Below are 14401 nucleotides of genomic sequence, written 5' to 3'. Positions count from 1 at the left end.
CACTCGCAGTGAATGTAAACGACAAAATCTCTATGGGTTTATAAACCCTTAAGGGATTTATTTTAAAAGTAAGTTTTTGAAATTCAGATATTAAAAAACCAGATATACAAATATGTATATTTGGTTTTTTTGTGTTCTTATATTATTTCAATTGTGATTCCATTGGATTAGCAAGCCCTTTCATTCCTACAAGAAAAGCCTTTGCCGAACCGAATTTAAGAAACATATCCAATCTTATTGGCACATGATTCTCATCATCACTCACATAGAAATCAACAATATTCTTATATTTTCCATCATCTAATTCCAAATATGAAAGTTGTAAACAGCGATATTTCGCTCCATTATCAGCCTTTATAACGGTCTTACCTTTATATCTAAGTTGCGCTGGAGTACGTCCGTTGCCATCAGCGATAGGGAACTTCACAATAGATCCCACTTTCCAACTCTTTGGATTAAAAGATCTTGCACGCAAGAATATGCTCATCATATCATAAACACAGTCCTCATACGTATGTCTTTCCCAGGAGTGTGTTCCATCAGCATGCTGTCGGTGCATTCTGACGCTACAATTTCCGTTAGGATATGTATAAAAAACCTCGTCAACAGTATATCGACTACCTTCGTGTGCTCCCTTACGATAATAGAGCGGAGCCAGGTCTAATGTATTATAGCATAACAATGTATCACGTAGCACGAACATATTGTCAACCTTGCTGTTACCACGAGTTGTAAGACTAGCCCTATAAGCTGGCTTACCATCAAAGCGGCTTTCTACAGTATACATGGCTGCCGTTCCTGCTTTAACCCAAACGAATTTCCAATTATAATACAAGTTATAAGAGAGAAATTCGCCAGACTTGAAAGCAGTATTGCGAAATGAACACTGCGCATTCGATGCTACTGCGAAGCATGTCAGTGCCACAGTCATTATTAAGTTCCTTAGTTGTCCCATATTGTTAATTATTAGTTTTTACACTTTGTAAATTAACCACCAGTCGGTATATATTCTATACCTAACTTCTTTGCTCTGTCAGCATTGCGTCTTTTAACAGTTTTCTGTTTATCGACTTTCTGTTTTGTAATTTCTCTTGGTTTCTGCAAATAAAGCGGTTTATCTATAGGGTTCCAAGATTCTCTAACATCCCATTTAGCCTTACACTCTATCTTACCAGGATAGTAATACACCTCCTCAGGCTGAATGTTTTTCACAAAATCGCCAGTATCCCAGATACCATTATTATTACGATCCACAAACATTCTTAGATAATAATCGTCTGCTGCAAGATAGAAAAACTCTGCCTGTCCATTTTCTGCCTCCAACTCCTTCACAACGTTATCGCTCTTATCCAAAAGTTGCAGAATACAATGTTGATTATCCATACCAATTAAAGATATGGTGAGAGTACTATATTCGTCATTGCTCTTTACTTTAAAGCCATGCTTACCCTTTCCTGACACGTTTCCGTATATATCAACAAAAGCCATACTATCCATTTCAAGACTATATTCCTGTCCAGGACGCCATTCACCGACTAGTTCATAATCCATTCCATACTTTAACGTGTCGCTTCGAACTAACTTTCCATTAGCATCCCTATGTGCCAATGGCCTAAATGCAAATTTAGCTTTATACCAAAGAGTATCGATCTTGGTATACAAGTGTATCTTTGAGGTATCCACCTGTTCAAGTGGCGCATCAACACTTATCGGAATATTCTTGTCTGGGTCAAGCTCTGTAGGAACATTAACGTTAAGTTTCATGTTGTCTCTAGGTTTAACCGTTTCATAATGGTCACCCTTTTTCTTTGCTTTTTCCTGTGCTTTCTGCCATTTTTCCAACTCTTTTTGGGCAGTTTTCATCCTCTTTTCATACGGTTGTTTTGAAAGCACTTCCATCGTATCATTTTGTACCACAAGATGTCCTAGAGAATCTGTCTTCAGATAATTTATCTCCATCCGTAGCGTGTCTTGATTAACAAGAGCTGAATCACGCAACCAATATGAGATAGTATCCCTTTTTACATTAGGAATAACCACAAAAGCGTTTTTCTCATTAAAGTTCAGGCCCTTGATTCTTGGTAGTTCTTTATTGCCATAACTAAAATTAGTCACAAAATGATTCGCTTCTTTTCTTGTCACACTAAGCAAATATCTGTCTGTCTGTAATTCGGTGAATGCTGATAATGTAACATTATCAGGCAGAAAGTGCGTATAGTCATGTCGTTTAATGTCTGCAATATGCAGAGAGTCAGTCCAAAGCGTATCCTGCCTTACATCAGCTTTTAATGATGTAGTTACCGGATCATGTGAAAAAGCTATTTTTTCGCTCTTTTGATTGAACATATAATTACCATCAACATCCTGCAAAGCATATATACGATATGAACCTTTTTTCACTCCTTTTATGATGAAGTGTCCTCTACTATCTGTGCGGCTAACCCTAAGCATTGGTGTCTTTTGGAATGCAGAATCAGCCTGATTACTGTATAATCCAACAAGGATACCTTTTACCGGTTCAAGATTATCAGCAGCAAGCACATAACCAGAAACCTCCATTGTATCTATCTCGGCACCTGTAGAGAAGCTGTAAGTATAGTTACCCAAAGGATTTCCTTCGTTATTGTCTGAAATCGCGTCACTAAAGTCAATCGTATAAGTAGTATTAGCTTTCAAAGAATCAAGAAGTTTCACATCTATACTTTTGCCAGCAGCCTTTATTTCAGGAGCCTCCAATTGTGGCGGTGACACAATAACATTCTCTGTGGCATTATCAATCTTAACATATTCGTCAAAGTTGATTTTTACGTTTTTACTTTTAACTCCAATCCCTCTATCTGCAGGAGACGCCCCAATAACCTTTGGTGGAGTTTCATCAAACCAACCACCATCAGGATTACCCATACGAGCGCAACTTGCAAAGAGCGTAATTGCGAGTATATATAGTATAGTATATTTCTTCTTTATTTTCATATTTTTTATAATCATGCTTGACTTAAAAGTTCCAGCAACTCATCTAAGTTTTTTCTGCTATTACTCAAACGAGGTATCTTGTGTTGTCCACCAAGTTTTCCCTTAGCTTTAAGCCAATCGTTGAATAACCCTGTGCGTGCTTTTACCACTTCAAGATGTTGCAGCGTTACATCATGAAAACGCTTTGCTTCATAATCACTGTTTAGTTCCTGTAACTTTTTGTCAAGAATAGTAGCAAACTGATTAATATCTGCAGGTTCTTTTGCGAATTCTATCAGCCATTGATGTCTACATTTGGCTTTACTATCCATATATACAGGCGCAGCAGTATATTCACTAACTTCAGCACCAGTAAGTTTACATGCATAATCTAAACCATTCTCAGCATTATCCATGATAAGTTCTTCCCCAAAGGCATTAATGAAATATTTTGTACGCCCTGTTATCACAAACTTATACGGATTTTTGCTTGTAAAGCTCACAGTATCACCAATCATATATCTCCACAAGCCACAGCTTGTTGTTATCAACATTGCATAGTTCTTTCCTACTTCAATTCCTTCTAGAGGAACTATTGTTGGATTATCGTTACCAAATTCATCCATCGGAATGAACTCGTAAAACACGTCATAGTCCAACATAAGTAGCATACTCTTGTCTGTCGCATCATTTTGGATGCCAAAGAAACCTTCACTAGCGTTATATGTTTCCATATAATGCATATTTGGACTTGTTATCAATTGTTCATATTGTGAACGATAAGGGGTGAAAGCTATACCGCCATGAAAAAAGACTTCTAAATTTGGCCAAACATCTTGAAGATGTTTCTTTCCTGAGATTTCCATAACCCTTACCAACACACTAAGCATCCAACTTGGGACTCCAGAGATATTAGTTACATTCAGATTAGCACACTCACGAGCAATTCTGTCACGTTTTATATCAAAGTCGCTCAACAATGCTGTCTGTTTTTTAGGCACACGAACCAAATTTGCAAGAGGATTTATGTTCTCTATAAGTATTGCACTGAGGTCACCAACAAGAGAATTAGCTACATTGTAATTCGGAGAATGGCTACCTCCCAAAATCAAGCCCTTACCATCAAACATTTTGCTACTTGGATTCATCATCAAATACAAGGCAACAACATCTTTACCACCTTGGTAATGAATATGATTCAATCCGTCTTGTGAGACTGGAATAAACTTACTTTTATCATTAGTAGTACCAGAAGACTTGGCATACCATTTAACCTGTCCACGCCACAAAACATTTTCCTCACCATGTCTCATACGGTCTATATCCCCTTTCAACTCCTCATAAGTATTCACCGAAACATTAGAAATAAAATCTTCATACGAATTTACATTATTGAGCAAATGTTTTCTTCCATATTCGGTGTTTTTACCGCGCTCTATAAGTTTTTTCAGTACTTCATGCTGCAGTTCTTCACCATGACTTAAATATGATTCAAGTTGTTTCTGCCTTGGTAGGAATAATTTTCCCGCAATGCTAGTTATATTCATTGTTGCGTATTATCAGTTTAAACTGCAAATTTAGTCCAAACTTTTGTAATAGGGTAAAATTTCACTAATTTTAATATAACTACGGATTTTAATTATTATATCACAGGCTTAATTTGATAGAGCATTAATACTGATTGTCCGAATATGATATTTTAATTAGCTTTTCTTCATCAATTTTTGAGCTAAAATAATAGATACTTAATTACTGCTAAACAAACGCTAAAATACATTGCTTCACATCAAACAGTTGCAAATGCATCAGTGGTGTTCTATATCCGTTTATCTAGTTATATTTTCATTCCTATCTGATTTTTTCTTACAAAAGGACAGTATGAAAAATGACTGTCAATATAATTAATGTAATTAAAAAGTTCAATATTGAATAAACGGAGTGTAGAACTAGCGAAATCAAAGCCCATTTACAGAGGATATCATCTTCAAAATTAACGTAGCCACAAAAAAAACATTAAACAAACATACATTATACACATTTTCAACACAAGCAATTAATAACCAACACGTTAGCTTATGTATATTAGTGCTATTTCCTACATGTTTCCTACATAGCAATTGCTTATTTTTACATAAAATGCTAGAAGTTGACCCAATCACAGCAAAAACAGTTTTTGGGGAATTCAAATACCTCGGTCATGCATCGAGCATCTTTCACGTGAACTTCAAAGGCTGCTATACTATCAACGTTTGTAAATAAAAATTTAAAAGCAAGCTGTTTAATAAAATATTTTTCCATGTTAACTATTGCTATAATATATTTTAGTAGATAAAAAAGATTATCAATAACAGCTTTTAAAAACTATGGAGATTCAGTAAATAAAACCTCAAATAATAATAATCAAGTTCTATTTATAGTTAAAACTCATGATGCATAACAAAAATAAAATCACCTTTTTCGATGCGCTGTTGAGTGATAAGGCCCATATTACTCAACAGTGCATGTAGGCTTGCAGGGTAATAAGGCCCTTATTACTCAATTCTATGTATGTTTTTAGACTATCATACATAAGCTAACAAACTGTATAACAATGCATTTCACGAAAACATGTAGGAAATCGCATAGAGAAACAAAAATAATAATAACTAAAAATAGTCTTCATCATGTTATTTTAATAAAATTAAATAGTCGTTTCTTTCATATTTAGTTTAATTCTGCTATCTTTGCAAAGTTTTAAAACAGATTTACAATATTAATATAAACGATTTTTCTATTTTATGGATAAAGTAAGTTACGCTCTCGGCATAGGTATTGGCCGTCAGCTAGCGCAGATGGGCGCATCAAAATTGAATATAGATGATTTTGCACAAGCTATTAAAGACGTCATTTCTGATGGCGATTTAAAAGTTTCCGACAAAGAAGCACAAGAACTTGTACAAAACTTCTTTGCTGAGCAAGAAGCAAAACAGCATGCTGAAGCTGAAACTCTTGGCAAAGTTGCAAAAGAAGAGGGTGAGTGCTTCCTTACCGAAAACGGTAAAAAAGAGGGTGTTATCACAACCGCTTCAGGCTTGCAATACCAGATTTTGCGCGAAGGTAACGGAAAAAGTCCTAAAGCTACCGATCAGGTAGAGTGCCACTATGAAGGAACACTTACCAACGGAACAAAGTTTGATAGTAGCTATGACCGTGGTCAAACAGCAACATTCCCACTTAATGGAGTAATAGCAGGTTGGACAGAAGGTCTACAGCTAATGAAAGAAGGCGCTAAATATCGTTTCTTCATCCCTTACACACTTGGTTATGGCGAGCGTGGTGCTGGAGCATCTATCCCTCCATACGCAGCATTGGTATTCGATGTAGAATTAGTAGCAGTGAAATAATTAATCCTTAAATACAAATAATGAAGAAAATCATTTTGGTAGCGCTTGTTGCTATTGCAACCGCTACATTTATGTCATGTGGAAACTCCACTCCTAAGGCTGACCTTAAGAGCGATGTTGATTCTATGAGTTATGCAATGGGTATGTCACAGACTCAAGGTTTGAAAGAATTTTTAGTAGGTCGCATGAAGGTTGACACAACTTACATGGATGAGTTTATTAAAGGTCTTAACGACGGTGCTAATGCTGGTGATGACAAGAAGAAGTCTGCTTATTACGCAGGAATTCAGATTGGCCAACAGATTGCAAACCAAATGATAAAAGGTATCAATACAGAAGTTTACGGTCAAGACTCTACAAAGAGTATCTCTCTTAAAAACTTTATGGCTGGTTTCGTTGCAGGAACAACAGGTAAAACTGGTAATATAAAGATGACTATCGCTCAGGCACAGATGATTGCCCAGAGTAAGATGATGCTTATTAAGAGCAAGAACATGGAAAAACAGTATGGTCCTAATAAGGCAGCTGGTGAGAAATGGCTTGCAGCAAACAAGACCAAAGCTGGAGTAAAGACTCTTCCTTCTGGTGTTCAGTATAAAGTTATCAAAGTTGGCAACGGTCCTCTTCCAAAAGATACATCTACTGTAAAGGTAAATTATGAAGGTCGCACCATAGATGGTAAGGTATTTGACAGTTCATACAAGCGCGGTCAGCCTATTACTCTTCGTGCAAATCAAGTTATCAAAGGTTGGACAGAAGCACTTGTTCATATGCCAGCTGGCTCTGTATGGGAAGTTTATATTCCACAGAACCTTGCCTATGGAGATCGTGAACAGGGTCAGATCAAACCTTTCTCAACTCTAATCTTTAAGATTGAGCTTTTAAGTGCAGGAAAATAAACCATCATTTATATCGTAAATGAAAAAGACATACATTATTGCGCTCGTCATTATGACGAGCGCTACTTTTAGTTTAGTTCAGGCTAAAGACAAGAAGGATAAGAAAGTTAAGCCTGTAACTGTTGAGCAGAATGCTCAGATTAAACTAGTTAGTTCTTCTGATTCTATTAGTTATGCTGCCGGTATGGCTGCAACAGAGGGACTTGTTCCTTATCTTCAGCAGCAACTTGGCGTTGACACTGCTAACATGGCTGAATTTGTGAAGGGCTTTAAGGAAGCACAGCTTCGCGTAAAAGATCCAGCTTTTAAGGCTTATGCAGCAGGTATGCAGATTGCAGGCATGGTTAACGACCGTATAATGCCAAACATGAAGACAGACTTTGTAGGATCAAACGATTCTATTAACAGCGCAAACTTCAATGAAGGTTTTATAGCTGCGTTAAAGAACGACACCACTCTGTTTACACAGAAGACTGCAAGCAAGATGTTCAGCGACAAACGTACAGCCATTCGTGACAGTAAGAATGCCGTATACAAAAAAGAGAACGAAGATTGGCTAAAGACAAATGCCAATAAGGAAGGCATGAAAACTACAGCTTCAGGCTTACAGTACAAGGTTCTTATCGCAGGTAAAGGTGCCACTCCAAAAGCAACAGACAAAGTTACAGTGAAATATGAAGGTAGAATGATTGACGGAACTGTTTTCGACAGCAGTTATAAGCGCAATCCACAAACTACATCATTCCATTGTAATGAAGTTATAAAGGGATGGACAGAAGCATTAACTATGATGCCTGTAGGCAGCAAATGGGAGGTATGTATCCCTCAGGCCCTTGCTTACGGTTCTAGTCAAGCAGGTCAAATCAAGCCTTATTCTACTCTTGTATTTACCGTTGAGTTGATTAGCATAGACAAATAATTTGTCATAAAATAATTGAAAATGCGCGATTATCGAAAGATTTTCGCGCATTTTATTGCTTGATTTGATATTTATTTCTATATTTGCTAACACAATGATAAACTTTTTGATAAAACAATAATAACAAAATATAATAAAAGAAATGGATAAGATTGATAATCTTGATAAAAAGATACTGAGTATTCTATCTAAGAACGCTCGTATTCCCTTTAAAGACGTAGCTGCTGAGTGCGGAGTCTCTCGCGCAGCCATTCATCAGCGTGTGCAGCATTTGATGGAAAATGGTATAATCACAGGTAGTGGATTTGACGTAAATCCAAAGAGTTTAGGTTACTCGACATGCACTTATGTAGGACTAAATCTTGAAAGAGGTAGTATGTATAAGAATGTAGTACAGCGACTTATCAACATTCCTGAAATCATTGAGTGCCACTTCACTACTGGCCCTTACACTATGCTTTTAAAGCTTTACGCACAGGACAACGAACAATTAATGGATTTGCTTAACAACAAATTGCAAAGTATTCCAGGAGTTGTATCAACAGAAACCCTAATTTCACTTGAACAAAGCATTAAGCGTGAGATACCTGTTAATATCGACGCAGAATAATGACAAGACAATTTGATCTGAAATCATATCTCGATGAGATATATTCAGAATTTCCAGAGTCCAATCATCAACCGATTATTGGACTCACTGCTAATTATAGTGACATAGATGCCACTATATGTAGTGCATATTATAAACAAATAGTAAAAGCTGGCGGAACTCCTCTTATTATTCCACCTATAGCAGACAAAAATGTTATAATAAACACCCTAGAACACATTGATGCTATTGTGCTCACTGGTGGTGCTGATTATAATCCTTTGTGGGCTGGAGAACAGCCGATAAAGGAACTACATAATATAAATAAGGAACGCGATTTAGCGGAACTCCTCATAACACAATTAGCTTACAATCGCCAAATACCGATGCTTGGAATATGTCGTGGTATACAAACGCTTGCCATGGCTCTTGGTGGAAGAGTTGAACAAGACATCGAAAATCCTTTGGTGAATGAAGATAAATCACTTAAAAAACATATTAAACATTCACAGGATGCCGACAGGTCGGAACCAACACATGTTGTAAATATACAAGACAACAGTGTGCTTTCAGATATATATGGAAACAGTGCGTTTGTTAATACATTCCACCATCAAGCTGTTGCCGCTCCTGGCAACAAGTTCCATGTTGTCGCAACCGCTCCAGATGGAGTTATTGAAGCTATTGAAAGTTGTGAATACAAATCTATAATAGGTGTTCAATGGCATCCTGAGTGGCTTGGCAACGAAGGATTAAAGTTGTTTGATTGGCTTGTAAAACGCGGTGATGAATTTAACAGAGCAAAACAACTGCATAACAAGATTCTTACTCTTGACTCTCATTGCGACACACCTATGTTTTTCCCTCAAGGTGTTAAATTCGACCATCGTGACCCACGCATACTTTATGATCTTCATAAAATGTATGACGGACATCAAGATGTAGTAACTATGGTTGCATATTTACCACAAAAGCCAAAACCAGGAGAAATTCCAACAGGGATGTCTCCAAAACAATACGCAGACAGCATATTCAATCAAATTGACGATATAGTAGCAGCTAAGAGCAATTATGTTGCATTAGCGCGAACTCCAGATGAACTTTACCGCAATAAAGCTGAAGGTCGCAAGAGCATAATGATTGGCATAGAAAATGGTTTAGCTATTGAAAACGACATAAAGAATATTGAACATTTTGCTAAACGTGGTATTACTTACATAACATTGTGCCACAATGGAGACAATGACATTTGTGATAGTGCACGTGGCAAAAATACTCATGGTGGCGTAAGTGAATTCGGTGAAAAGGTAATAAAAGAGATGAACCGATTAGGTGTCATGGTTGACCTAAGCCATGGTGGCGAAAAAAGCTTCTATGATGCACTCGAGATCAGTTCAATGCCTATTGTTTGTAGCCATAGCAACAGCAAAGCATTATGTGATGTACCAAGAAATCTCACCGACGACCAGCTGCGTGCCTTGGCAGCAAAAGGAGGAGTAGCACAAGTCACGATGTACCATGGTTTCTTGCGCAAAGAAGGTGAGGCTAGTATTCTTGATGCGATAGCACATCTTGAACACGCTATAGATATAATGGGAATTGAACACGTAGGTATCGGTACAGATTTCGATGGTGACGGTGGAATATCAGGTTTGGCAGATGCTTCTGAACTAATCAATTTTACGATCATGCTACTACGCCGTAAATACAAAGAGGAAGATATACGCAGTATATGGGGTGGCAACTGGCTTAGAATCATGAAGATGGTTCAGAAAAAGAAGTAGCAAATACACGCATATTAACATTATTACATTATGAGGAAATATATGAAGATAGGAATAGGATTGGCTATTGCTGCCACTTTAGGAGGCAGTGCTTACTATTATAAAAGTGCTAACAATCAAATTTCAGACATTAATATGACTGAGGATATAGAGAAAGTACAACCTGTTGGTCCGTCATTCAATGCTGATAGCGCCTATGCTTATACTAAAGCACAGTGTGATTTTGGAACTAGAAACATGAATAGTGAAGGACATGATCGTTGCGCAGAATGGATAATCGCTAAATTTAAACAATATGGCTGTAAGGTTGAAAGTCAGAAGGCTAATCTTAAAGGTTATGACGGCACAACTCTCAAAAGCCAGAACATCATTGCAAAGGTAAATCCTGAAGCTACTACACGTATCCTAATCTGTGCTCATTGGGACAGTAGACCTTGGGCTGATAATGATCCCGACAAGGCTAATTGGAAGAAACCTATTATGGCAGCTAACGATGCTGCAAGCGGAGTTGCTGTAATGATAGAACTTGCACGCTTATTAGATAGTCAAAAAGGCAAAAAAGGAGCACTTAATTCACAATTCGGAATTGATTTTGTATGCTTTGATGCCGAAGACTGGGGAACTCCTCAATGGGCTAATGTTCAAGATGATGGCAGTAGTTGGGCTCTTGGTGCACAATATTGGAGCAAGAACTTACCACAAGGTTATGAAGCGCGTTATGGCATCCTGCTTGATATGGTCGGCGGCGTAGGTGCACAATTTTATCAAGAAGGTATGTCAAAGCAATATGCTCCTGAAATTGTTAATAAGGTTTGGAAAGCTGCACGCCAAGTTGGTTTCGGTTCATCCTTCCCAGATAGTGATGGAGGTATGATTACTGATGACCACATTCCTGTAAATCAAGATGCAAAGATTCCTACAATAGACATTATTCCATATTATCCAAATTGCAAGCAGAGCAGTTTTGGACCTACATGGCATACTTTAGCTGATAATATGGATAATATTGACAAAAATACATTGAAGGCTGTTGGACAAACTCTAGTCCAAGTTCTTTGGACTGAACGTTAAAGTTGTCCAGCCTCAACCATCAAAACGACTCTTTCGGTTAGTCTATCTACTCCGTTAGGGTCGTATTTTTTTGCAAGACTCGCACCAAATGTCCACGCAAAAGCTTGCCAGAATCCAGCACGTACAGGACCAAGTACAGCTTGAAGTGCACCGTAAGCAGAACTTCCACATTCACGATAAACAAGTTTTATCAATAACTTACCTTGTGCATAAGTAAGTTTTTTCATTCTAGGAGAATATTCTTTTTTTATACTTTCCTCCACATATTTAAGGTGCTTGTCACGAGCTTTCTTGTTTGGTAGAGTCTGTATATATTCGTACGTCTCAACAATAATTTGGTTAACCTCCTTTGCTATAGGCAACACTTTCTTGACATTCATAACAAGAATATTATATGCAGCACGCTGTTTAGGATCATTAAAAACAGGCTGTGGAAAAACATATATATTGTTTAACTCCACATATTGTATTGAATCGCCTCCCATTAGCACTTTACCGACCTTCACCATTGGCACAAAAGTTGGATTATCCATGTCTACCTTCATATCTTCAGGGTTAACATGTCCTGGTCTGTCATTGCCTATTTGGGCATTAGCACTCAGTGCAGATATGACAAACATAAATACTATGAGTAATCTACTTTTCATAACAGCGCAAAAGTAATTATATTTTTGCATACGAAGAAATAAATTCCATTTAATTTGTTTAATTGACCTATTTAGGCTAATTTTGCACTGCTTAACAACAGCTAAAACATAAAATATAACCGTGAAAAAAATATTAAGATATATTTTTCTTATCACATCTATAACCTATTCTAGCTCTTTAGATGCACAAAACGAACAAAGTTGGGAAGAATGCTATGATGAAATTCATTCAATAGACGGACAAGAAGATATTAACACAGAAGCAGACTATGATATTCTAAACGAACTAGCTTTGCATCCTATAAACATCAATGCCGCAACGCGTGAAGATCTTGAGCGCATCCCTTTCCTAAGCAGTCAGCAAGTGGAATCTATTATGGAATACATGTATAAATACCATACGATGCAAAGTTTAGGTGAACTCCATATGATTACAGATCTTGATGATATATACGCACGCCTTTTATCATATTTCTTATACATAGGTAATCCGCCAGAAAAGGGTTTACCAACTATTGGTGAAATTTTGAAATATGGAAAAAATGAAATAGTAGCCACTGCTAATGTACCAACATATAAACGTGACGGATATACTAGCGGTGATTACCAAGGAAACAATATAAAACATTGGTTTCGTTATACATTCAGTTTCGGAAACATGCTGAAGTTAGGTTTTACTGGTGCGCAGGATGCCGGAGAACCTTTTTTCAAGGGAAAAAACAAACTTGGATATGATTATTATTCATATTATGTAATGCTTCGAAATATAGGCAAATTAAAATCTCTGGCTCTAGGAAGATACAGGTTAAGTTTCGGAATGGGACTAGTCATAAATAATGATTATAGCTTCGGAAAGTTGGCAACACTTCAAACACTTGGGCGCTCATCTAACAGCATTCGTGAACATTCTTCCCGTTCAGAAGCCAATTACATGCAAGGAGCTGCTGCAACTATCAATATATCAAAAGGACTTGACATTACAGGATTTGCATCATACAGAGATATAGACGCTACACTAAACAAGGATTCACTAAACACTATAGCCACTATTACAGGTAATGGATATCACCGCACAGTATCAGAAATAACACGAAAGCACAATGCATCTATCTTTGCAGGAGGTGGAAACATAAGGTATTTTAATAATGGTTTCCATATCGGCATGTCAGCAATATATTCTTCCTTAAACAGAGAACTACGTCCAGACACTGCACGTATATACAAGCGATGGTCAGCAAATGGTACAAAATTTTGGAATGCCGGCATAGACTATGGCTATATTTGCGGTAAATTTTCTTTCAATGGAGAAACGGCGACAGGCGACAGTCATGCTATTGCCACTATCAATAGCTTGAGTTATAAGTTACTTAGCAATTTGCAGATTATGGCATTACAGAGATTCTACTCATATAGATATTACGGAATGTATGCAAACAGTTTTAGTGATGCAGGAAGTATACAGGACGAGAGCGGAATATATTGTGGAATAAACTGGAACGCAAGTAAACATACCACAATAATGATGTATACCGATTACGCATATTTCGCTTGGCCAAAATACATGCAGAGTTTTCCTGAAACGCATTCTTTGGACAACATGATTCAGTTGGTTTACAATAAAAAACAGTTTTCACTTCTTGCACGTTACAGATTAAAGATAAAGCAACGAGACAATATTAATAAGACAGCCCTAGACAATGTGAACGAGCATCGTGGGCGTTTACAATTAGGATATAACATAAAAAACATTCAATGCCGTTCACAAGCAGATATAGTATATTCACGACAAAATACAGGAAGCATGGGATACATGATGTCGCAAAGCGTATTATACAAATATCATTGGATCAATGCCGCCGCAAACATCGGATACTTTCACACAGCTGATTATCAGAGCAGAGTATATGCTTACGAACGTGGAGTAATGTATAATTTCAGTTTCCCAGCATTCTCAGGTGAAGGTATACGCTATTCCATAAACTTGCGCACCGATATAAACAAAAACATCATGATGATAGCAAAGGTTGGATGCACAGATTATCTGGACCGTTCTGACATTTCAAGTGGTCCACAACAGATACATGGTAGCAGTCAGACAGATATAGACTTGCAGCTTAGATATAAATTTTAGGTATAATAATGTAAATATGATGTCCT

Annotated in this window: 11 protein-coding genes; 7 read left to right on the top strand and 4 right to left on the bottom strand. The window is 37.2% G+C overall.

Annotated elements, in window-relative coordinates:
- Window positions 1–142: 142 nt before the first annotated feature.
- The 3 genes from B045_RS14550 to B045_RS0110280 are packed head-to-tail and all read right to left on the bottom strand — an operon-like array spanning window position 143 to window position 4499.
- Complete coding sequence (locus tag B045_RS14550; RefSeq protein ID WP_018464181.1) at window positions 143–955, bottom strand: DUF3108 domain-containing protein; 813 nt, start codon at window positions 953–955, stop codon at window positions 143–145.
- Window positions 956–987: 32 nt separating this feature from the next.
- A complete protein-coding gene (locus B045_RS0110285; protein WP_018464180.1) occupies window positions 988–2988 on the bottom strand; it encodes an Ig-like domain-containing protein in 2001 nt (666 codons plus the stop codon).
- Complete coding sequence (locus B045_RS0110280) at window positions 2985–4499, bottom strand: GH3 auxin-responsive promoter family protein (RefSeq protein WP_018464179.1); 1515 nt, start codon at window positions 4497–4499, stop codon at window positions 2985–2987. Before B045_RS0110280 ends, B045_RS0110285 begins: the two co-directional genes overlap by 4 nt.
- Before the next feature lie 1230 nt (window positions 4500–5729).
- On the opposite strand from B045_RS0110280, the gene B045_RS0110275 reads away from it, so the two are divergent.
- The 6 genes from B045_RS0110275 (at window position 5730) to B045_RS0110250 (ending at window position 11597) form a co-directional block, all read left to right on the top strand.
- Window positions 5730–6335: an FKBP-type peptidyl-prolyl cis-trans isomerase gene (locus B045_RS0110275; protein ID WP_018464178.1), complete on the top strand. Its 606-nt coding sequence runs from the start codon at window positions 5730–5732 to the stop codon at window positions 6333–6335.
- A gap of 20 nt (window positions 6336–6355) precedes the next feature.
- On the top strand, window positions 6356–7234 hold the full coding sequence (locus B045_RS0110270) for an FKBP-type peptidyl-prolyl cis-trans isomerase (protein WP_018464177.1): 879 nt from the start codon (window positions 6356–6358) through the stop codon (window positions 7232–7234).
- A 19-nt stretch (window positions 7235–7253) separates the two neighbouring features.
- Window positions 7254–8153 carry an FKBP-type peptidyl-prolyl cis-trans isomerase gene (locus B045_RS0110265; protein WP_025883482.1) on the top strand — a complete coding sequence of 300 codons (900 nt, stop codon included), beginning with the start codon at window positions 7254–7256 and terminating at the stop codon, window positions 8151–8153.
- Window positions 8154–8295: 142 nt separating this feature from the next.
- On the top strand, window positions 8296–8763 hold the full coding sequence (locus B045_RS0110260) for an Lrp/AsnC family transcriptional regulator (protein WP_018464175.1): 468 nt from the start codon (window positions 8296–8298) through the stop codon (window positions 8761–8763).
- Window positions 8763–10526, top strand: coding sequence for a fused gamma-glutamyl-gamma-aminobutyrate hydrolase/peptidase (locus tag B045_RS0110255; RefSeq protein WP_018464174.1), 1764 nt, complete (start codon window positions 8763–8765; stop codon window positions 10524–10526). The genes B045_RS0110260 and B045_RS0110255 overlap by 1 nt, the downstream gene beginning before the upstream one ends.
- A gap of 30 nt (window positions 10527–10556) precedes the next feature.
- Window positions 10557–11597: a M28 family peptidase gene (locus tag B045_RS0110250; RefSeq protein WP_025883480.1), complete on the top strand. Its 1041-nt coding sequence runs from the start codon at window positions 10557–10559 to the stop codon at window positions 11595–11597.
- Here B045_RS0110250 and B045_RS0110245 read toward each other — a convergent pair.
- Window positions 11594–12217 carry a DUF4294 domain-containing protein gene (locus B045_RS0110245; protein WP_018464172.1) on the bottom strand — a complete coding sequence of 208 codons (624 nt, stop codon included), beginning with the start codon at window positions 12215–12217 and terminating at the stop codon, window positions 11594–11596. The two genes, B045_RS0110250 and B045_RS0110245, sit on opposite strands and share 4 nt — an antisense overlap.
- Window positions 12218–12365: 148 nt before the next feature.
- On the opposite strand from B045_RS0110245, the gene B045_RS0110240 reads away from it, so the two are divergent.
- Window positions 12366–14375 carry a helix-hairpin-helix domain-containing protein gene (locus B045_RS0110240; RefSeq protein WP_018464171.1) on the top strand — a complete coding sequence of 670 codons (2010 nt, stop codon included), beginning with the start codon at window positions 12366–12368 and terminating at the stop codon, window positions 14373–14375.
- Window positions 14376–14401: the final 26 nt, after the last annotated feature.

The sequence above is a fragment of the Segatella paludivivens DSM 17968 = JCM 13650 genome (assembly GCF_000373185.1).
Taxonomy (GTDB): Bacteria; Bacteroidota; Bacteroidia; order Bacteroidales; family Bacteroidaceae; genus Prevotella; species Prevotella paludivivens.
The sequence above is the reverse complement of the archived record's forward strand: the minus strand, read 5'-3'. Positions and strand labels throughout refer to the sequence as shown.